The sequence below is a fragment of the Mesobaculum littorinae genome, assembly GCF_004011175.1.
Lineage (GTDB): Bacteria > Pseudomonadota > Alphaproteobacteria > Rhodobacterales > Rhodobacteraceae > Tranquillimonas > Tranquillimonas littorinae.
Map to the genome: position 1 here is coordinate 48,768 of NZ_RQXX01000005.1, position 18,600 is coordinate 67,367.

General features: G+C 69.0%; 24 protein-coding genes and 2 riboswitches. Of the genes, 9 read left to right on the plus strand and 15 right to left on the minus strand.

The window, feature by feature from the left end:
* Window positions 1-33 precede the first annotated feature (33 nt).
* The 14 genes from EKE94_RS18795 to nikR all read right to left on the minus strand — a co-directional run bounded on the left by EKE94_RS18795 (window position 34) and on the right by nikR (window position 8,653).
* On the minus strand, window positions 34-348 hold the full coding sequence (locus tag EKE94_RS18795; protein WP_206615088.1) for a hypothetical protein: 315 nt from the start codon (window positions 346-348) through the stop codon (window positions 34-36).
* A 9-nt stretch (window positions 349-357) separates the two neighbouring features.
* Window positions 358-1,200 (minus strand): ABC transporter substrate-binding protein, encoded by an 843-nt coding sequence (locus EKE94_RS14315; protein WP_206615089.1) that lies wholly within the window; start codon window positions 1,198-1,200, stop codon window positions 358-360.
* Window positions 1,201-1,335: 135 nt separating this feature from the next.
* Complete coding sequence (locus tag EKE94_RS14320; protein WP_127907318.1) at window positions 1,336-1,566, minus strand: hypothetical protein; 231 nt, start codon at window positions 1,564-1,566, stop codon at window positions 1,336-1,338.
* Between the two features lie 83 nt (window positions 1,567-1,649).
* Window positions 1,650-2,429: an LLM class flavin-dependent oxidoreductase gene (locus EKE94_RS14325; RefSeq protein WP_127907319.1), complete on the minus strand. Its 780-nt coding sequence runs from the start codon at window positions 2,427-2,429 to the stop codon at window positions 1,650-1,652.
* A gap of 963 nt (window positions 2,430-3,392) precedes the next feature.
* Entirely contained in the window at window positions 3,393-4,163 is a 771-nt protein-coding gene (locus tag EKE94_RS14330; protein WP_127907320.1) for an SDR family NAD(P)-dependent oxidoreductase, read from the minus strand.
* 304 nt (window positions 4,164-4,467) lie between these two features.
* Window positions 4,468-4,953, minus strand: coding sequence for a 6,7-dimethyl-8-ribityllumazine synthase (locus tag EKE94_RS14335; protein WP_127907321.1), 486 nt, complete (start codon window positions 4,951-4,953; stop codon window positions 4,468-4,470).
* 81 nt (window positions 4,954-5,034) lie between these two features.
* A riboswitch (FMN riboswitch) is annotated at window positions 5,035-5,182 on the minus strand.
* A gap of 27 nt (window positions 5,183-5,209) precedes the next feature.
* A complete protein-coding gene (locus EKE94_RS14340) occupies window positions 5,210-5,695 on the minus strand; it encodes an acetate and sugar kinases/Hsc70/actin family protein (protein WP_235856044.1) in 486 nt (161 codons plus the stop codon).
* 304 nt (window positions 5,696-5,999) lie between these two features.
* Entirely contained in the window at window positions 6,000-6,323 is a 324-nt protein-coding gene (locus EKE94_RS18800; RefSeq protein WP_206615090.1) for a thiamine pyrophosphate-dependent enzyme, read from the minus strand.
* The gene (locus EKE94_RS19095) at window positions 6,307-6,540 is read right to left on the minus strand and encodes a thiamine pyrophosphate-dependent enzyme (protein ID WP_206615091.1); all 234 of its coding nucleotides are present in this window, start codon (window positions 6,538-6,540) and stop codon (window positions 6,307-6,309) included. The genes EKE94_RS18800 and EKE94_RS19095 overlap by 17 nt, the downstream gene beginning before the upstream one ends.
* Window positions 6,540-6,701 carry a hypothetical protein gene (locus EKE94_RS18705; RefSeq protein ID WP_164870963.1) on the minus strand — a complete coding sequence of 54 codons (162 nt, stop codon included), beginning with the start codon at window positions 6,699-6,701 and terminating at the stop codon, window positions 6,540-6,542. Before EKE94_RS18705 ends, EKE94_RS19095 begins: the two co-directional genes overlap by 1 nt.
* Window positions 6,701-6,832, minus strand: coding sequence for a hypothetical protein (locus tag EKE94_RS19100; protein ID WP_268878290.1), 132 nt, complete (start codon window positions 6,830-6,832; stop codon window positions 6,701-6,703). The genes EKE94_RS18705 and EKE94_RS19100 overlap by 1 nt, the downstream gene beginning before the upstream one ends.
* A gap of 129 nt (window positions 6,833-6,961) precedes the next feature.
* On the minus strand, window positions 6,962-7,486 hold the full coding sequence (locus tag EKE94_RS14350; RefSeq protein WP_127907323.1) for a GNAT family N-acetyltransferase: 525 nt from the start codon (window positions 7,484-7,486) through the stop codon (window positions 6,962-6,964).
* A 12-nt stretch (window positions 7,487-7,498) separates the two neighbouring features.
* Complete coding sequence (locus EKE94_RS14355; RefSeq protein ID WP_127907324.1) at window positions 7,499-8,053, minus strand: helix-turn-helix domain-containing protein; 555 nt, start codon at window positions 8,051-8,053, stop codon at window positions 7,499-7,501.
* Between the two features lie 132 nt (window positions 8,054-8,185).
* Window positions 8,186-8,653, minus strand: coding sequence for a nickel-responsive transcriptional regulator NikR (gene nikR, locus EKE94_RS14360; RefSeq protein ID WP_127907325.1), 468 nt, complete (start codon window positions 8,651-8,653; stop codon window positions 8,186-8,188).
* 120 nt (window positions 8,654-8,773) lie between these two features.
* Here nikR and EKE94_RS14365 point away from each other — a divergent pair, with 120 nt between their 5' ends.
* From EKE94_RS14365 to nrdF, 9 genes are all read left to right on the plus strand, one after another.
* A complete protein-coding gene (locus EKE94_RS14365) occupies window positions 8,774-10,342 on the plus strand; it encodes an ABC transporter substrate-binding protein (protein ID WP_127907326.1) in 1,569 nt (522 codons plus the stop codon).
* Window positions 10,339-11,322: an ABC transporter permease gene (locus tag EKE94_RS14370; protein ID WP_127907327.1), complete on the plus strand. Its 984-nt coding sequence runs from the start codon at window positions 10,339-10,341 to the stop codon at window positions 11,320-11,322. Before EKE94_RS14365 ends, EKE94_RS14370 begins: the two co-directional genes overlap by 4 nt.
* Complete coding sequence (locus tag EKE94_RS14375) at window positions 11,319-12,170, plus strand: ABC transporter permease (RefSeq protein WP_127907328.1); 852 nt, start codon at window positions 11,319-11,321, stop codon at window positions 12,168-12,170. The genes EKE94_RS14370 and EKE94_RS14375 overlap by 4 nt, the downstream gene beginning before the upstream one ends.
* A complete protein-coding gene (locus tag EKE94_RS14380) occupies window positions 12,167-12,904 on the plus strand; it encodes an ATP-binding cassette domain-containing protein (RefSeq protein WP_127907329.1) in 738 nt (245 codons plus the stop codon). Before EKE94_RS14375 ends, EKE94_RS14380 begins: the two co-directional genes overlap by 4 nt.
* Window positions 12,898-13,509: an ATP-binding cassette domain-containing protein gene (locus EKE94_RS14385; protein WP_127907330.1), complete on the plus strand. Its 612-nt coding sequence runs from the start codon at window positions 12,898-12,900 to the stop codon at window positions 13,507-13,509. The genes EKE94_RS14380 and EKE94_RS14385 overlap by 7 nt, the downstream gene beginning before the upstream one ends.
* A gap of 194 nt (window positions 13,510-13,703) precedes the next feature.
* Window positions 13,704-13,898: riboswitch (cobalamin riboswitch) on the plus strand.
* Window positions 13,899-14,011: 113 nt separating this feature from the next.
* Window positions 14,012-14,233, plus strand: a complete 222-nt coding sequence (gene nrdH, locus EKE94_RS14390; RefSeq protein WP_127907331.1) for a glutaredoxin-like protein NrdH — start codon at window positions 14,012-14,014, stop codon at window positions 14,231-14,233.
* Window positions 14,234-14,241: 8 nt separating this feature from the next.
* Window positions 14,242-14,646 (plus strand): class Ib ribonucleoside-diphosphate reductase assembly flavoprotein NrdI, encoded by a 405-nt coding sequence (gene nrdI, locus EKE94_RS14395; protein WP_127907332.1) that lies wholly within the window; start codon window positions 14,242-14,244, stop codon window positions 14,644-14,646.
* A complete protein-coding gene (nrdE, locus tag EKE94_RS14400; protein ID WP_127907333.1) occupies window positions 14,616-16,775 on the plus strand; it encodes a class 1b ribonucleoside-diphosphate reductase subunit alpha in 2,160 nt (719 codons plus the stop codon). Before nrdI ends, nrdE begins: the two co-directional genes overlap by 31 nt.
* A gap of 99 nt (window positions 16,776-16,874) precedes the next feature.
* Window positions 16,875-17,849, plus strand: a complete 975-nt coding sequence (gene nrdF, locus EKE94_RS14405) for a class 1b ribonucleoside-diphosphate reductase subunit beta (protein WP_127907334.1) — start codon at window positions 16,875-16,877, stop codon at window positions 17,847-17,849.
* Between the two features lie 178 nt (window positions 17,850-18,027).
* Here nrdF and EKE94_RS19230 read toward each other — a convergent pair whose 3' ends face one another.
* Entirely contained in the window at window positions 18,028-18,540 is a 513-nt protein-coding gene (locus EKE94_RS19230; protein ID WP_407940920.1) for a sensor histidine kinase, read from the minus strand.
* Window positions 18,541-18,600: the final 60 nt, after the last annotated feature.

Consider the following 18,600-nt stretch of genomic DNA (forward strand, 5'->3'; position numbering starts at 1 on the left):
GACCGCGGCGAGGATGACGCGCGGAATGCGGGTCTAAACGATGATGATCTCGTGCGCCTCGCGCCAGTCGGCCGACATCAGCCAGCCGCCCGACAGCCAATTCAAGACGATCGACAACGCCGTCCCGGCCGGGATCGAGACCGATCCGACCATCAGTCCGCCCAATGCGCAGGCGAAGAGCAGTGCGACCATCCCGGCCATGACGGCCAGGAACCGCCCGCGCCCTGTCGGGCCGCGGCTGTCCTTCGCGTGGACCGCGCCGGACGTCGCCCGCCCCGGGGGCGACGTCCGGAGGATCGCAAGCAGCGCCGCCCGGTCGGCCGCGCCTTCGTGTCTGTCGTCGCGCATGCTCGCGGCCTACTCGGCAAAGGCCTCGGGGTGAAAGGCGCGTGCGAGCTTTTCCAGCGCATCCGCAGAGCCCGGGCCGGGCTGGCCGATGACCGAGGGGATCAGCACGTAGTTGTCCTTCTCGATCGCCGGAACGTCCGAGATGATCGGGTTCGCCTTGAGAACGTCGATCCGCGCCTGCCCAAGGGCAGTGTCGGGGTCCTCGACCACCTGGCCGCCGGCCGTCCCGGAATAGAACACGACGATGTAGTCGGGCGCCTGCTCCACCAGCTGTTCCCACGAGGTGCCGCCATAACGGTTGTCGACATCACCCAGGATATTCACTCCCCCGGCGCGCTCGACGACATGGCTCGGCATCGTGTTGCCCAGCACGGCGCGGGGCATATCCTCGCCGCCGTTGAAGATGAAGACCGGAGGAGGGTCGGCGCCGGAAATCCTGTCCTCTATCCCGGCGACCCTGCCCTCGATCCTGCCCACCAGGGTCTCGCCGCGCTCCGGCACGCCTAAGATGCCCACGACCGGGCGGATTTCGTCGTAAGGCTCGTCGAAACCGTATTTGCCGAGATTGCAGCCTTCGGTGTTCAGCCTTGTCTTCATGCCCAGATCGTGCAGCTGATCGCGCGTATGGCGGCTTTCCGAGAACCCGTCCGGATAGCCTGCGTAGACAAGATCGGCCTTGGCCTCGATCAATTGCTCGGTCGTCGCGACGAGTGGGGAGAAGATGGAAAGGGCCTCGTAGGCCTCTTCGTACTCCGGGCTGATCTCGAGGTTCGCCATGTAGGACGTGCCCGCCAGGCGATCGCCGAGGGCCAGCGCAAGCATCAGTTCGGTCGCGTTGTTCGACAGCGTCACGGCGCGATCGGGGGCGGCCTCTTAGACCGTGGTGACGCCGCAATTCTCGTCGGCATAGGGATAGTGATCCTGCGCAAGGACGGCAGGGGCCAAGGCAACCAGCGCGGCCCCGAGAACGAGTATCTGTTTCATCGATCAGCTTCCTTCGAGGTGAAACTCGGGAACCGCCAGCACAGCATAGTCCCTGAAGGCGGGCATGACCTCGGCGGCAAAAAGCGCCATCGCCGCCTCGGCCTCTGCAATCGGGATCAGGCCATTGGCGCTGAAAAGGCAGCGCAGGTTGCAGCAGCCGGTGCGCGCGATCAAAGCCTCGATCTGTTGGCGACAAGCGTCGGGCGTACCTGCGATGGCGTAATCGGCCAGCATCTCGGCACGGTCGCGGGGATGCGGCGGCGCCGCGCCGTTCTCCCTGGCCCGCGCGGCGCGGCGCGGCGCGGCGCGGCGACGGTTCAGCCGCTCGGTGGGGATGTCGAGCGCCTGCCATGCCTCGTCCGGGCGGGCAGGACATAGCGCGACAGGGACGAGGCCGCCATCGGGCCCGGCCCCGCCCCGGCCTTTGAAAGCTCGGCGAGGAACACCGGGACCTGCCGTGTTTCGTTCGGCTCAAGGCTCAGCAGCAGCGAGAACCGGTGGCGCGCCGCCACCGCCACCGTCGCGGCCGAGACGCCCGCGACGTAGACCGGAGGATGGGGGCGCTGAACCGTGGGCGGGCCGACCTCGGTCTCGGCGAACCGCCAAGTCGGCCCGTCCGCGGCAACCCGATCCTGGGTCCAAGCGCGCAGCATCACCTCCATCGCCTCGTCGAAACGCTGTCGGGCCGCATCCCGGTCGATCCCGAGCGCGTCGAAGGTGCCCGGCTCGGCCCCACGCCCGACACCGACACCGACACCGACACCGACACCGACACCGACATCGATCCGCCCGCCGCTCTGAAAGTCGAGCTGCGCGATCTGCTCCGCCAACATCAGCGGATGGTGCCGCGGCAGGACAAGGATCGAGGTGCCGAAGCGCAACCGCTCGGTTCGCGCAAGGATCTCCGCGCCCAGCAGCAGGGCGTGGGGATAGGGCAGCGTCCCGCGGTGGAAGTGGAATTCGTTGAACCAGATACCGCCGAAGCCCAGCTCATCGGCGCGTGTCACCAGGCGCATCAGGTCGGCATGGTTGCCCAGGGCCCCCTCCCGGGCGAAACCCGCGAGATCAAAGCGCAGCGCAGGTTGCCTAAAAGCCATCCGTGCCACCCCCGTGGAGAAAGGGCGACCGCGATCCCGGGCTGTCAGACCTGGTGCCGGCGTGCATGGTCACCCCCCTTGTCGGCAGCCCTCATCCGATGACCGGGTCATGCCCGTGTGTCGATCCCCGGTCTGTACCCGACCCCATCCAGCCCCTCGCGCCGAAACGACGGCCAATGGTCCGGGTGCCATGCTCACCGTAACCGGGATCTCAGCAACAGTTATAATCTACCATGGCAAACCGGTGGATCGCGATCTTGGGCACAGGTCTGCCCCTCGGGCCCATTCCTGCGGGTGGTGTTGAGGCGGGCCGGCGGTTTTCCGAACCTCCGACCAGCTGAGCCGGGGAACATGTCGATCCGGGTCTTTCCAGGCAATGCCCCCCGGTCATCGCCACGCTCTGAGAGGACCTGATCGACCCCGCCAGCCGGGACATAGCGCGACCAGCCGTCCTCAGACCTGACACAGCGGCGCGTCACCCAAGGGGCTTGGCGTCATGGTGCAGCCGTTGAAATCTTTTGTACTCGTAATGAACCAGGCAGCGCCCCCAATCTGGACGCCGGGCTTCCCGCCGGAGAGAACCCGAGGACAGGGGCCGCAGGCTTGGAGGCAGAATGACCGGTCCTTGAGCTTCGACATGAGGCCGAGGGGGGCCACGGCCCAGTCGCAAACATCAGTGCCCGGGTCGACCTGTGCTGCACGCAAAACCCGCTCGACCACGACGGGATACGGCAGGAGATCATCGCCGGCCCAATGCCGCACTTGGCGGGCCGCCGGCTGGCTCTTTGAATGGCGCCGGGTCGCCACGCGACATCAGCAGGATCCGCAGGCCGCCCTATCGGCCATCCCGCTACCCGCGCCGGTCATCCACCGGCCATTAAACTGAGGACCACGGGGGGCCGAGGGCCCTTTCCAGCCAGATGCCGAAAAGGGCCCCCTGTCATCGATTGGCAGACAACCGGCCTAGGCCGCCTGCAGACCGCCATCGACCGAGTAGTAGGTGCCGTTGCAATAGCTTGCGTCCTGCGACCCCAGGAACGCCACCAGTCCGGCCACCTCTTCGGGGTAGCCGTAGCGGCCGGCGGGAATGCTCGCTTCGGTGGCTTCCTTCATCTTGTCGGCGCCGCCCTGCCCTTCGTTGATCGAGGACATCATGCGCCCTTCGATCGGGCCCGGCGCGACGCAGTTCACCCGGATGCCGGTGCTTCCGGCTTCAAGCGCGGCGGTGCGGGTCAGGCCCAGCACGGCATGCTTGGAGGTGATGTAGGGCGCCAGGCCGGGCGAGCCGCCAAGCGCCGCGGAGGAGGCGGCGTTTACGATGGCGCCGCTTCCCTGCGCGTACATCACGCGCAGCACATGCTTGAGCCCGAGCATCACCCCGACGACGTTGACCTTGAGAACCTTCATGAGCCCATCGACTGTCAGGTCTTCGAGCCGGGCATTCTCGCCCTCGATCCCGGCGTTGTTGAAGAAGATGTCGATACGACCGAACCGCTCCTTCGCGGCGGCGACATAGGCCTCGACCTGCTCCTCCTGCGACACGTCGGCGTCGAAATGCGCGACACGGTCGCCGTGTCCGACCTCGGCTTCGAACACGGACCAGTCAGTGCCCGGAATATCCACCGCAAAGATGTTTGCGCCGCGCTCGGCATAAAGCTTGGCCGTCGCCGTTCCGATGTTTCCCGTGGCGCCGGTGAGCAGCAGTGTTTGGCCGTCGAATGTGTTGCCAGGCATGGGGGCTCTCCTCGATTTTTCGTCCAATACCCCTCACTTAGTATGACGTCGCCGGTTTGCGTCCGGCCTCAACGGCTCGTGAACGTCCCCGGGGGCAGCATGGCGAACCTGCCCTCGACAAGAGTGCTGCGACCGCGGCGCGCAAACAGCCCGAACAGGCGCCGCGGGCCGGTCAGCGCGCGGCGTCGTTCAGGGGCCCGCACCCCGGGCGCTGCCCAGGGGCGGCAGGACCGCCCCTGCACCGCATCACCGCCGGGCCGCCCCGTCGGGCGAGCGCCCTGCCCGCCCGCACACGCGGCCGCCCTCAGCTTGCCCGCGACAACGGGGCCTCGGCCCCGCCCGCATCGCCATCGGAGAGCTGCTGCAGGCCGGCGCGCGCGCGGTCGATGCCCAGCGCGGCCTGCGCAGCCTCGCGTCCCTTCTGGACGAAATGCTCGGAATAGATCCGCACGTGATGCTCGGTTTCCTGGAAGTGGTGCGGCGTCAGCGATACCGACAGGACCGGCACGCCGGTCTCGAGCCCCGCCTGCATCAGGCCGGTCACCACGGCCTGCGCGACGAAATCGTGGCGGTAGATGCCGCCGTCGACCACCAGGGCCGCCGCGGCCACGGCCGCGTAACGGCCCGTCGCGGCGAGATCGCGCGCGACAAGGGGCATCTCGAAAGCGCCGGGCACGTCGACGACGTCGACCTGTTCTGCGGGGATGAGTTCGAGGAATCCGGCCAGCGCCTGATCCACGATCCCGGCGTGCCAGTTGGCCTTTACAAAGGCATAACGGGGCTGTGTCATTGCGATCTCCTTTGCACGACATGTCAGCCAAGGCGATCACATGCAGCCGCACCGGGGGCGCGCGGCCCCGCGGCATCGACGACATATTCTCTTCCATCCGGACTGTGACCGTCGGCTCAGGAATCGCACCTGATCTGCTGACCCTTTCGCCAGGCGAAAGGCGCTCGCGGGCTTGCGACCGGGGCCGCTTACCGCCGGTGGGGAATTTCACCCCGCCCTGAGAACGTGTGGATGCTGTGCGATGCGGGGAAGGAGATCAATGAAAATCTGCGCACAGCCCCTCTGCGCGCACCTTGCCCCCGGTGTCGGCCCAGGCCTCCCTTCCTGCCCCAGGGATCGCTGGCGCGGGCACGGTTTGCGCCATTGCCGACACCTCGACGACCGAGGTCAGGCCCAGCTTCCCCGCCGCGAACGCCGCTGCCTGCGCCGATACGGTGGTGTTGCCCTTACGTGCATAAGCCGTCTGCCCCCCGCTCCACGCGATGGTGCCGGAGAGGCCATTTCGCGATGCGGTGCGCCGGGGGGCCTGCGTCAGCAGCGACGACCCCGTTCCATAGGTCGCGTTTTCCTCGCCAAGTCCGCGGACGCCATGGGCGCAAGGCGCGGCATGGCTGTAACCCAGCATCGACAGGACGGAAATGCGCGCGGGCACTGCCGTGGCGCCCGCCGCCGTTTCACCGAAACGGCTGTCGCTGGGCCGCGGGTCAGGCAGCACGTCAAGCGGCGCGTCGAAACGCTGCACGAAGTCGGGCGACCAGGCCAGCGCCTTGGTGTCGACCAGCAGCGTGCGTGCAGCGTTGGAATGATCCGTCGCGAAGGCGGCGCACGCCGAAAGCTACCGCAGGAGCCAGGCATCGACCGTGTTGGCCCGCAGACCTTCCGCCTCGCGCAGGCGCGCGGCCTCGGGCATGTTGCGCATCGCCCAGCCAAGCTTCGACGCGGTGAAAAACGGCGAGGGTGCGGTCGTCGGTCTGCGCCACGTCCCATCCGAAGGCCACCCATTTCTCAGGCAGCGGATCCAGCGCCGAGGTCTCTTCGCCCCCCTGCTACAGTCGGGTGCGGTCGATGATGACGGTGAGGTTGCGCAGGCCACGTTGGCCTGCGGTCATCGCTGCCTCCCGGTTCGATCCCTGCATCTCGCCGTCACCGGTCAGCACGAAGGTGCGGAAATCGGCGCCGTCGACCTGTCCGGCGATGGCCGTGTCGGTGGGCAGGCCGTGGCCAATCGGGCCCGTATTGGCCTCGCCCCCCGACAGGTACTGCCTGTTGGGGCGGCCGTTCAGCCTCCGGTCGGGCTGCATGCAGCTATCGAGCCAGTCCTCGGGGGTAATAGCCCGCGCGAAACAGCGCGGTTTAGAGCGCCGTCGCATCGCCCTTCGACATCACGAAGCGGTCGCGGTCGGCCTTTTCGGGCTGCGCTGGACCGTGGGGCAGAACGCCGAAGACCAGCGTGGCGACGATGGCGGTGGCGGAAAAACCGCCGCCGGGATGGCCCAGCTGCGCGGCGTGCAGAATGGAAAACGGGCGGCGGCGCATCCATGTGGCGGTGTCGCGGATCGTGGCGAGGGTGTGGGAGCGGTCCGTCATCAGGCCCTCCGGGGATGGAAAACTTGCGGTTCGGGCGGCATGACGTGGTCGTAGAAGGGCCAGCCGAGGCAGCGCGTCATCGCCTCGTTCAGGATGGCGGCGTGTTGGCCGCGCACCATGGCGCCGTGATGCGCGAACCCGGCTTGGATGACGAAGCCCATCAGCTGCCGCAGCAGGCGGCAGGCGGCGATGCGCCATCCATGGCATAGGGGTCATCGGTAAAGTCGCCCTCCCCGACATAGGCCTTGAGCGTGCCGTTCGTGTCGTCGGACGAGACGTGGAACCAGGTCATCACTGACGCCTGCACGGTGCGGGCGCCGATCGCGCCCAGCCAGGCGCCGCGCCCGCCGCCCAGCGCCGCCAGCCGCAGGCCGCCAGCCGCAGGCCGCCAGCCATGCCATGCGAGTCCGGGTTCCTGCGCCTAGAGCCGGGCGAACATGAAGGTGGTGCCGTGGCGCGCGGCGCCGTCGGGGTCCCACGCATAGTCAGGGATCACCCCGGCGCGCTGGAACCCGACCGCGGCATATAGCGCTTCGGCCGCATCCCCCGTCCGCGTGTCCAGCGTGACGAGCGTCTTGCCGATGGCGCGGGCGTGGTCCAGCGCCGCCCCCATCAGCAACCGGCCCAGGCCCTGCCGCCGTGCCCGCGGATGCACGACCATCTTGGCGATCTCGGCCCGGTGGGGCTGGTTCGCCGGCATCGCGGTCAGAAGCTGTACCGCGCCCAGAAAGTCCCCGCCGCGCGTGACCCCGAAGAGAACGCGGCGTCCCGCCGCGATCTCGGGGCGCACGGCATCGGTCCAGAACCCGCGCGCCGCCGCGTCCGAGAGCGGGAGCATGAAGCCGATGGCCGCCCCCTGTGCCACGCAGGCGGACAGGATGTCGGCCAGCGCATCGGCCCGGTCGTCCAGTCCGGGCACGTCGATCTGCAGGATGGTCGGGGTCATGCGCGCATCTCCTCAGGCAAGGGCGATCAGGTAGCGGGCCGCATCGGCCTGCGTTTCGAAACAGGACGCACCGCGCAGCCGGTAGCGCAGGCAATCGCCCGGGCAAAGGTCATGCGTCGCGCCGTCAACCGACAGGCGCAGCGACCCGGACAAGAGGACCAGGTGATGCTCCTGCCCCGGTACGGCGGGCTGGTCGTAGGCAATGCGTCGATGCGGCGCGAGGGTGCATTCGATCACCTCGAGTCTCAGCCGGCCGCTGGGCGGCGACAGCGTGCGCCGTTCGAACCCCGCGTCGCGATCCTGCCAGAGGCTTTGCGCGGCGCGGGGCACATGCGCCGGGAAATCCTGTTCGAGCGGCGCCAGAAGCTGCGAGATCGGCAGAGACAGCGCGGCGGCCAGGCGGCCCAGCGTCTCGGCCGTGGGGCTGGCCTCGGCATTCTCGATCCGCGACAGGGTCGCGCGGCTGACCCCGCTGGCCTCGGCAAGGGCCTGAAGCGTCAGCCCCCGGTCCGTGCGCAATGAACGAAGGTGGGCGGCAAGCGCGGTGGCAGGGTCAGGTGATTCCATATACGGGATTTATTCCCGAATACGGTCATCCGGCAATGGCGTTTTTTTTTGCCGTCACCGGCAGTGGGCACGGACCCGCCCCGGGATCAGGTGACCCGGTGCCTAGTCGCGGGCGTCGTGACGGGCGCCGGGTCAGAAACCGTCGCGGATCTTGTAGTGGCGGTGGGCGTGGGGGGCACCGTGACCGTGGGAATGCACGGCCTCGCGTCCTTCGACGGGGATCAGCGCCAGCCGCCCGTGGCGCACACCCCGCTCGGAGAAGAGGCCATTGGCGAAGTCCTCGACCGCGCCGACCGCGCCGCGCATCACCGTGACCTCGACTGCCGTATCGTGGTCCACCGGCACCGACAGCGCCGCGACGGTCTGGTCATGACGGGCGTGGCGGCTTTGCGGCACGCGGCGCCCCAGGTCCCGGGTCGACAGGTCCAGGGTGTAGCTGACGACGCCGATGCACTCGGCCTCTTCGGGGGCATCGCGGGTCAGCGACCGGCGGATCAGATCGCGCATCGCCTCGGACCGGTTGGTCGCGCCAGACCGCGCCATGTAGGCATCGAGCGACGCCAGAAGCTCATCTTCGATCGAGACCGTGATCCGTGGCATATCCTCTCCCCGCGACGCCGCCCGCAATGGTTTCCGGCCCGGGGACCGGACGCAAGCCCTTTACGTCCCTTCCCGTCGGCGTATGAATTTCACCAAGCGATTTCATACCCGGATGATTCCATGAGGCTTCTTTTCGCCGCCGCGTTGTCGGCCATGCTGTTCGCCCCGGTCGCCGCGGTCACCGCCCGGCCGCTGGTCCTGGCGGTGGGGGGAGAGCCCGAGGGCGGGTTCGACCCGATCACCGGTTGGGGCAGCTACGGCACGCCCCTGTTTCAGTCCACGCTGCTGCGCCGTGCGCCGGACCTGTCGCTGGTGGGCGATCTCGCCACCGACTGGACGCTGTCGCCCGACCGCACCCGCTGGACTGTGACCCTGCGCGACGATGCGCGGTTCTCGGACGGCACGCCGGTCACGCCCGAGGACGTCGCCTTTACCTACAACACCGCCCGCGACGCGGGCGGGCTCGTTGACATGGCCGGGTTCGAAGAGGCGAGGGTCAGCGGCCCCCACGAGGTGCAGCTGGACCTTTCAGCGCCGCGGATCTCCTTCACCAGCCGGCTGGCGACCCTGGGAATCGTGCCCGCGGAAGGCTACGGGCCGGGCTACGCCCGCGCGCCTGTGGGCTCCGGCCCCTTCCAGCTGGTCGAGTGGCGGGAGGGCGCACAGCTGGTGGTCGAGCCCAACCCCTACTGGCATGGCGGCGAGATCGGGTTCGACAGGGTCAGCTTCGTCTTCGGATCAGAAGAGGCCGGGCTGGCCCTGGCACGCACCGGGCAGGCCGATCTCGTGGCGGTCCCCGCCTCGCAGGCCGACAGCGCGCCGCAGGGGATGACGCCGCTCAACGTCGAAACCGTGGACAACCGCGGCCTGATGTTCCCGATGCGGCCCGACACCGGGCAGACCACCGACACCGGCGCTCCCATCGGCAACGACGTGACCGCCGACCGGGCGATCCGCGTCGCGATCAACCAGGCGGTCGACCGCGATGCGCTGGTGACGCTGGCGTTGGCGGGCCATGGCCGGCCCGCCACCGGGCCGGCAGATGGCCTGCCCTGGGACAACCCGCAGGGCGGCATTCCCGGCGCCGATCCCGAAGGCGCGCGCGCCACGCTCGAGGCCGCGGGCTGGCGCGATGCCGATGGCGACGGCTTGCGCGAAAAGGACGGGCTCAGCGCGGCTTTCGACGTCGTCTACCCGGCGGGTGACAGTACCCGTCAGGCGCTGGCGCTGGGGGTCGCGCAACAGCTGCGCGACATCGGCCTGCATGTCACCCCCAACGGCCGCAGCTGGGACGAGATCCGCGCCCTCATGCATGCGCAGGTGGTGGTCATGGGCTGGGGCGCGCACGACCCTTCGGAGGTGATGAACCTCTATCACGGAAGCGGCGCGGGCGCGGGCTATTTCAACCCGGGCTTCTACAGCAACCCCACCGTCGACGCCCATCTGGAGGCCGCCGAGCGTGCGCCCGACTTCGAGGCCTCGCTGCCCGACTGGCAGGCGGCCGAGTGGGACGGCACCACCGGCTTCGGCGCGAAGGGCGACGCCGCCTGGGCCTGGCTCGTGAACCTCGAACATGCCTACTGGGCGTCGGACTGTCTCGATACCGGGGCGCGGCAGATCCACCCGCACGGGCACGGGTTCCCGATCACCCACGACCTGCCCGACTGGCGCTGGACCTGCGAGGAATGAGCTGGGCGCGCCCGCTTGTGCTCGGGCGGCTGGTGCGGCTGGCCTGGCTGCTGCCGCTGGCGGCGGTGGGGCTCTTCACGCTGATCTCGCTAGCGCCCATCGACCCGGTGCAGGCCTATGTGGGCGACCGCACGGCGCTGGTGGGCAGCGACCAGCGTGCCGCCATCGCCGCGGCCTGGGGCCTGGACCGGCCCGCGACGGAACGGTTCGGCGCCTGGCTGGGCGGTGTGGCGCAGGGCGATCTGGGCCGCTCGATCACCTATGACGCGCCGGTGTCCGAGGTGATCGCACGGCGCGTTCCGGCGTCGCTGGCGCTGATCGGAACCGCCTTCGTGACCTCCTTCGTGGTGGGAACCGGGCTGGGCATCGCCGCGGCGACCGCGCGCGGCGGCGTCGGTGACCGGATCCTGCGCAGCCTTGCCGTGGTGCTGTCGGCCAGCCCCGGGTTCTGGATCGCCATCCTGCTGATCGCCGTCTTCGCCATTGCCCTGGGCTGGCTGCCCTCCTGCTGCGCCGCCCCGCCCGGGCTGACCCTGGCCGAGGTCGGGATCGGAGACCGCCTGCGCCATCTGGTCCTGCCCGTGGCCACCCTGTCTGTCGTCGGCACCGCGCCGCTGATCCTGCACACGCGACAGCGGCTGGTGGTGTTTCTCGACGGCCCCGCCGCGCAGCACCTGCGGGCGCATGGCCTGACCGAGCGGCGCATCGCCTTCGGCGCCGGGCTGCGCCACGCGGTGGGTCCTGCGCTGAACCTGCACCTTGCCGGCGCGGGCGAGCTGTTCGGCGGCTCGGTGCTGGCCGAGACGGTCTTTGCCTGGCCCGGCCTGGGGCAGGCGACGGCGCGGGCGGCCACCGGGGCGGACGCGCCGCTTCTGATGGGGATCGGCCTGTCGACGCTGCTGCTGGTCTTCTGCGGCAACCTGGCCGCCGACATCGCTGCCCGGATCGCCGACCCCCGGCTGAGGCACCCCCGGCCATGACCGCGATCGAGCTTCTGTCGCGCGGGCCCGGCCGCGCGCGGACCAGCCGCCACCCGGCGTGGCGCGGCGCGGTGGCGGGGGGGCTGGTCCTGCTGATCATGGCCGGCGCGGCGTTGCTGCCGCCCGCCTGGCTCGACCTCGACATCCACGCCGTGGGGGTGCCGCCGGGCCCGTGGCACCCGGCGGGCACCGACAGCCTGGGCCGCGACGTGGCGGCGCGCACGCTGGCCGCCCTGTCGGTCAGCGTCACCGTGGGCCTGACGGCCGCCATCGCCTCGACCGCGATCGCGCTGGCGCTCGGGCTTGCCGCGAGCATGGGGCGCGGCGCCGACCACGTGGTGGGCGTGCTGACCGAACTGGTGCTGGGCCTGCCGCATTTCGTGCTGCTGATCATGGTCGCCTTCGCCACCGGCGGCGGCACGACGGGGGTGATCGTCGCCGTCGCGCTGACCCACTGGCCCCGTCTAGCCCGGCTTCTGCGGCACGAGGCCCAGGGCGTCGCCGCGTCGGACTACGTCGCCGTGTCGCGGGCGCTGGGGCGGTCGCGGCTGTGGGTCGCACGCCATCACCTTGCGCCACACCTGCTACCGCAGGTCGTCGCGGGCTTCGTGCTGATCTTTCCGCATGCGATCCTGCACGAGGCCGGGCTCAGCTTCATCGGGCTGGGGATCGAGCCGCACCTGCCCTCGGTCGGCGTGATGCTGGCGCAGTCCCTGCGCGAGATCATCGCCGGGCACTGGTGGGTGGCGCTCGCCCCCGGGCTGGGACTGGTGATCGTGGCGCTGGCCTTCGAACGCTTCGGCGAGGCGTTGCGGCAGGCAGCCGCCGCGCCGGGCGGGACAGGATGACCCTGCGCGCGCGCGACGTCGGGCTGTCCTTTGCCCATCCCGGCACCCACCCCGACCACGCACCGACCCGGGCGCTGGAGGGCATCAGCTTCGACGTCGCCCCGGGCGAGGTCTTGGGCATCGCCGGAAGCTCGGGCGCGGGCAAGAGCCTGATTGCCGCCGCCCTCGCCGGCATCCTGCCGCCAGCGGCGCTTCTCGACGGCGGCATCACGCTGAACGGCACCCCGCCTTCCCCGCGCGACATCGCGCTGGCGCCGCAACGGCTGGACGCGCTCGACCCGCTTGCGACGCTCGGACGGCAGATTCGGCGGCTGGGCGGGCGGCGCACCGACCCCGCGGCACTCCTCGCCCGGGTGGGCCTGACGGCGCGCGTCGCCCGCGCCTATCCACACAGCCTGTCGGGCGGAATGGCGCGGCGGGCCCTGCTGGCGACAGCGCTTGCCGGGGGCGCGGCGTGGGTCGTGGTGGACGAACCGACCGTGGGGCTGGACCCGGAGGCGGCCGACCGGGTGATGGCGCTGCTGCGCGCTCTTGCCGAAGAAGGGCGCGGACTGGTGGTGATCAGCCACGACCTGCCGCGCCTTGCCCGCATCGCCACGCGGGTGCTGGTGCTGCAGGACGGCCGCGCGGTCGAGACCGCCCCCGCCGCGGCCTTCGCGGGCGATGGCACGGGGCTCGCCACCGCCTTTGCCCGCCGGCTGTGGCAGGCGCAGATCGAGGATCCCGCATGCTGACCGCCCGGGGCCTGCGCCACGCCTACGACACCCGCACGGTGCTGGACGGCATCGACCTTGCGCTGGCCCCGGGCGAGGTGCTGGGCCTCGGCGGCCCCTCGGGCAGCGGCAAGAGCACGCTGGGCCAGCTATTGGCGGGGCGGATGACGCCGCAGGCCGGCCGGGTGCGGCTGGACGGCGCCGCACTGCCCGCTCCGGCCCCGGGGCGCCCCGCCCCGGTGCAGTACGCCCCCCAGACCGCCGAGCTGGCCGTCGATCCGCGCTGGAGCGTCGCGCGCATCCTGTCGAACGGCGGACCGCCCGACGGCGCCGCGCTGAGCGCGCTGGGCATCCAGCCCGGCTGGCACGACCGGCGCCCCTCCGAGCTTTCGGGCGGCGAGCTGGCGCGCGTGTCGCTGGCACGGTTGATCCACCCCGGCCTGCGCGCGCTGATTTGCGACGAGATCACCGCCCAGCTGGACGCGCTGGAACAGGCCGCGCTACTCGACCGGCTGACCGGCCTGGCCCGCCGCCGGGGCATCGGTCTGCTGCTGATCAGCCACAGCGCGGGACTGCGCGCGCGCTACTGCACCCGGTCGCTGACCCTCGTCGCCCGGGGCGGATGAAATTGCCGCACCCCGGGCGATCCGGGGTCGCATAAACGACACCCCCGGACTATAGTACCGGAACCCGCGCCACCCGCCTTGGCCGCCGGTGGAAGTGACCCCGAAACCGGCAGCTCGGCCACCGCCCAAAAATTTTTCCCCACGTCAGCACCCCCCGCTTCAATCTACATATTGACGTTGGCCCACCCCCTGACCCAATATATCCATGCTTTGGTTCCGGCGACTCGTCGTCGGCGAAGAGGGAAGCCGGTGAAGATCCGGCACTGCCCCCGCAACTGTGAGCGGTGAATTCGCGCCCCGACATGCCACTGACGTACCGCGTCGGGAAGGTGTGGGCGCGGATGTCCGAGCCGTGAAGTCAGGAGACCTGCCAGGGCGCGAAAATTCGACACGGACGGAGGGTCCGGAGGCGTCGATACGACCGTGACGGCAGGGGCCGGACGCGTCGTGCGGGCCATCCGATGCCCCCGGCGAAACAGGCTGAACGGAAGGACCCGCTGCCATGACCATCACCGTCTATTCCAAACCCGCCTGCGTGCAATGCACCGCCACCACCCGCGCGCTGGACGCCAAGGGGATCGACTACGAGGTGGTCGACCTGACCGAGGACGCCGCGGCGATGGCCCGCGTCACCGACCTGGGCTACCGGCAGGCGCCGGTCGTCATCGCCGGCGACGACCATTGGTCGGGTTTCCGCCCCGACCGCATCGGCGCGCTGGCCTAGGTCGTCCCATGCGCCTCGCCTACTATTCCTCGTCCTCGGGCAACACCGCGCGCTTCGTCGCGCGGCTGGGCCTGCCGGCCGAGCGGATCCTGCCGGGGGCGCCGCCGCGCATGACCGATCCCTTCGTGCTGATCACGCCAACCTATGCGGATGGCGAGGGGCGCGGCGCGGTGCCGAAACCGGTGATCCGCTTTCTGAACGACGCCGACACCCGCGGCCACCTGATGGGCGTGATCGCGGGCGGCAACCGCAATTTCGGCGAGGCCTTCGGCTTGGCGGGCGACGTGATCGCGGCCAAGTGCGGGGTGCCCTGCCTCTACCGGTTCGAACTGGCCGGAACGGCGGGGGACATCACCCGCGTAAGACAGGGACTGGACAGACTATGGACGCAGATACGCTCGACCGCGGCGTGACCGCCGCGCCCCGCAGCCAGAGCATGGACTACCATGCCCTGAACGCGATGCTGAACCTCTACGACGACGCCGGGCGCATCCGCTTCGACGCCGACAGGCAGGCGGCGCGGGCCTATTTCCTCGACCACGTGAACCAGAACACGGTGTTCTTTCACTCGCTCGACGAAAAGCTCGGCTACCTCGTCGAAAAGGGCTACTACGACGCGGGCGTACTGAACGCCTACGACAGCGGCTTCGTGCACCGGCTGTGGGATGCGGCCTTTGCCAAGAAGTTCCGCTTTCCCACCTTCCTCGGCGCGTTCAAGTACTACACGTCCTACACGCTCAAGACGACCGACGGGCAGCGCTACCTCGAACGCTACGAGGACCGCGTCTGCATGGTCGCGCTGACGCTGGCGCAAGGCGACGAAGGCCTGGCGATGGAACTGATGGACGAGATCATCTCGGGCCGGTTCCAACCCGCGACGCCGACCTTCCTCAACGCCGGCAAGATGGCGCGGGGCGAGCTTATCTCGTGCTTCCTGCTGCGCATCGAAGACAACATGGAAAGCATCGGCCGCTCGATCAACTCGGCACTGCAGCTCAGCAAGCGCGGCGGCGGCGTGGCCCTGCTGCTGACCAACATCCGCGAGCATGGCGCGCCGATCAAAGGCATCGCCAACCAGTCCTCGGGCGTGATCCCAGTGATGAAATTGCTGGAAGACAGCTTTTCCTACGCCAACCAGCTGGGCGCGCGGCAGGGCGCGGGGGCGGTCTACCTGAATGCCCACCACCCCGACATCCTGAGGTTCCTCGACACCAAGCGCGAGAATGCCGACGAGAAGATCCGCATCAAGACGCTGAGCCTCGGCGTCGTGGTGCCCGACGTGACCTTCGAACTCGCCAAGCGCGACGAAGAGATGTACCTGTTCTCGCCGCACGACGTGCAGAAGGTCTATGGCAAGCCGTTCTCGGAAATCTCGGTGACCGAGAAGTACCGCGAGATGGTGGACGACGACCGCATCCGCAAATCCAAGATCCGCGCGCGCCGCTTCTTCGAGATCCTGGCCGAGATCCAGTTCGAGTCGGGCTACCCCTACATCATGTTCGAAGACACCGTGAACCGCGCCAACCCGGTGGCGGGGCGGATCAACATGTCGAACCTCTGCTCCGAGATCCTGCAGGTGAACGAGGCGTCCGAGTTCGAGGACGACCTGGGATACAAGCACCTGGGCACCGACATTTCGTGCAACCTTGGCTCGATGAATATCGCCCGGGCGATGGATGGCGGCGATCTGGCGGCCTCGGTCGGCGTTGCGGTGCGGGCGCTGACGGCGGTCAGCGACATGTCGTCGATCGACAGCGTGCCGTCGGTCAGGCGCGGCAACGACGAAAGCCACGCGATCGGCCTGGGGCAGATGAACCTGCACGGCTATCTTGCGCGCGAGCGCATCCACTACGGCAGCCCCGCGGCGCTGGATTTCACCTCGGTCTATTTCGCGGCCGTGCTCTATCACGCGCTCGCCGCGTCGAACGCCCTGGCGCGCGAACGCGGTCAAAGCTTCCGTGGCTTCGCGGACTCGGCCTATGCCTCGGGCACGTTCTTCGACAAGTACGTCGACCGGGACTGGCTGCCGCAGACCGACGGCGCACGTGCGCTGTTCGACAAGGCCGGCATCGCCCTGCCCACCCGGCAGGACTGGGCCGCGCTGAAAGAGGCGGTGATGGCGCACGGGCTTTACAACCGAAACCTTCAGGCGGTGCCGCCCACCGGGTCGATCAGCTACATAAACAACGCCACGTCCTCGATCCATCCGATCGCGTCCAAGATCGAGATCCGCAAGGAGGGCAAGATCGGCCGCGTCTACTACCCCGCGCCGTTCATGACCAACGACAACCTCGAGTTCTATCGCGACGCCTACGAGATCGGGCCCGAGGCGATCATCGACACCTATGCCGCCGCGACCGAACACGTGGACCAGGGGCTGAGCCTGACGCTGTTCTTCCGCGACACGGCGACGACGCGTGACATCAACCGCGCGCAGATCTACGCATGGCGCAAGGGGATCAAGACGATCTACTACATCCGCCTGCGCCAGATGGCGTTGGAGGGCACCGAGGTTCAGGGCTGCGTCTCCTGCTCGCTGTGATCACGGGGGCCGTGCGCAGGCGCGGCCCCTGATCCCGTTCCAATGCACCGGCCCTCTGCGCCGGACCGCCCCCCTTCGACAAGGAAAGGCACGACCGCGATGAAGGATTTTGCCCCCCGCCCCGTCGCCCGCGCGATCAACTGGAACCGCGTTACCGATGACAAGGACCTCGAGGTCTGGAACCGGCTCACGGCCAACTTCTGGCTGCCCGAGAAGGTGCCGCTGTCGAACGACGTGCAAAGCTGGGCGACGCTGACCGATGACGAACAGCAGTTGACGATCCGCGTCTTCACCGGGCTTACCCTGCTCGACACCGTCCAGGCCAGCGTTGGCGCGCCCGCGCTGATGGCCGATGCAACCACCCCGCACGAGGAATCGGTGCTGGCCAACATCGCCTTCATGGAGGCGGTGCACGCGAAATCCTATTCCTCGATCTTCTCGACGCTCTGCGCTACCGAAGAGATCGATGCCGCCTTCCGCTGGGCGGAAGAGGATCCGCATCTTCAGGCCAAGGCCGCCAAGATCCTTGACGACTACGCCCCCGGCAGCGACCCGCTGAAGAAAAAGATCGCCTCGACCTTCCTGGAAAGCTTCCTGTTCTACTCGGGCTTCTACCTGCCGATGTACTGGTCGAGCCGGGCCAAGCTGACCAACACCGCCGACCTGATCCGCCTGATCATCCGCGACGAGGCGGTGCACGGCTACTATATCGGCTACAAGTTCCAGCGCGGTCTGGAACGCGAAACCGAGGCGCGGCGCGCCGAGATCAAGGATTATGCCTTTTCGCTGCTCTTCGAGCTTTACGAGATCGAGGAACGCTATACCGCCGCGCTTTACGACGGCGTGGGCCTGACCGAGGACGTGAAGCGGTTCCTGCACTACAACGCCAACAAGGCGCTGATGAACCTAGGCTTCGAGCCGCTGTTCCCTGACAGCGTGACCGACGTGAACCCTGCGATCATGTCGGCCCTGTCGCCCAACGCCGATGAAAACCACGACTTCTTCTCGGGGTCGGGGTCGTCCTACGTGATCGGCAAGTCGGTCGCGACCGAAGACGAAGACTGGGATTTCTGATCCCGCATCGGCCGTGGCGGGGGCCCTCTCTCGCCGCGGCCGCACCGCGCCGACCCTTTGTCCCGCGCACGTCCCCCGCCCTTCGGGCGCAAGAGCGGCCGCGGATGACATGGCCGGGCGCGTCTCTCCTGATAGGCAGCAAAGCCGAACGTCAGGTCATGGCCGGCGGGGCCCGACGCTATCCCGCGCGATCCTCGATCACCTGTCCGGTGTGGCGCGCGGCGGGGGGTTGGCTGTAGGCCAGAAGCGGTCCGTCCTGTGCCGCGCGCGGCGCCGGCTGCCGCACCACGGGGAAGGACACCCAGAAGGTCGACCCTGCGCCGTAGGACGAGGTAAAGCCGATCCGCCCGCCCATCCGTTCGGTCAGTTCCTTGCTGATGGCCAGTCCCAGGCCGGTGCCGTTGCTGTTGCGCGCCGAAGAGCCGTCGACCTGTGAAAACCGCTGGAAGATGCGGTCGAACTTGTCCTGCGGAATCCCCACACCGGCATCGATCACCGACACGACCACGCGGCCCCGCTCTTGCGTGACGGCGACTTCGACGCGCCCCCCCCCTGTCCGAGAACTTGAGCGCGTTCGACAGAAGGTTGCGCAGCACCTGTCCGAACCTCTCTTCGTCGACATGGACATGGCCCACGTCGGCTGCACCGCGCAGCCCGACGGACACGCCGCAGGACATGGCATAGCCTTCATTGTCCTGCACCGCCTCGCAAACCAGCCGCATCACGTCGCTGTCCCCGAGCTGCAGCGCCA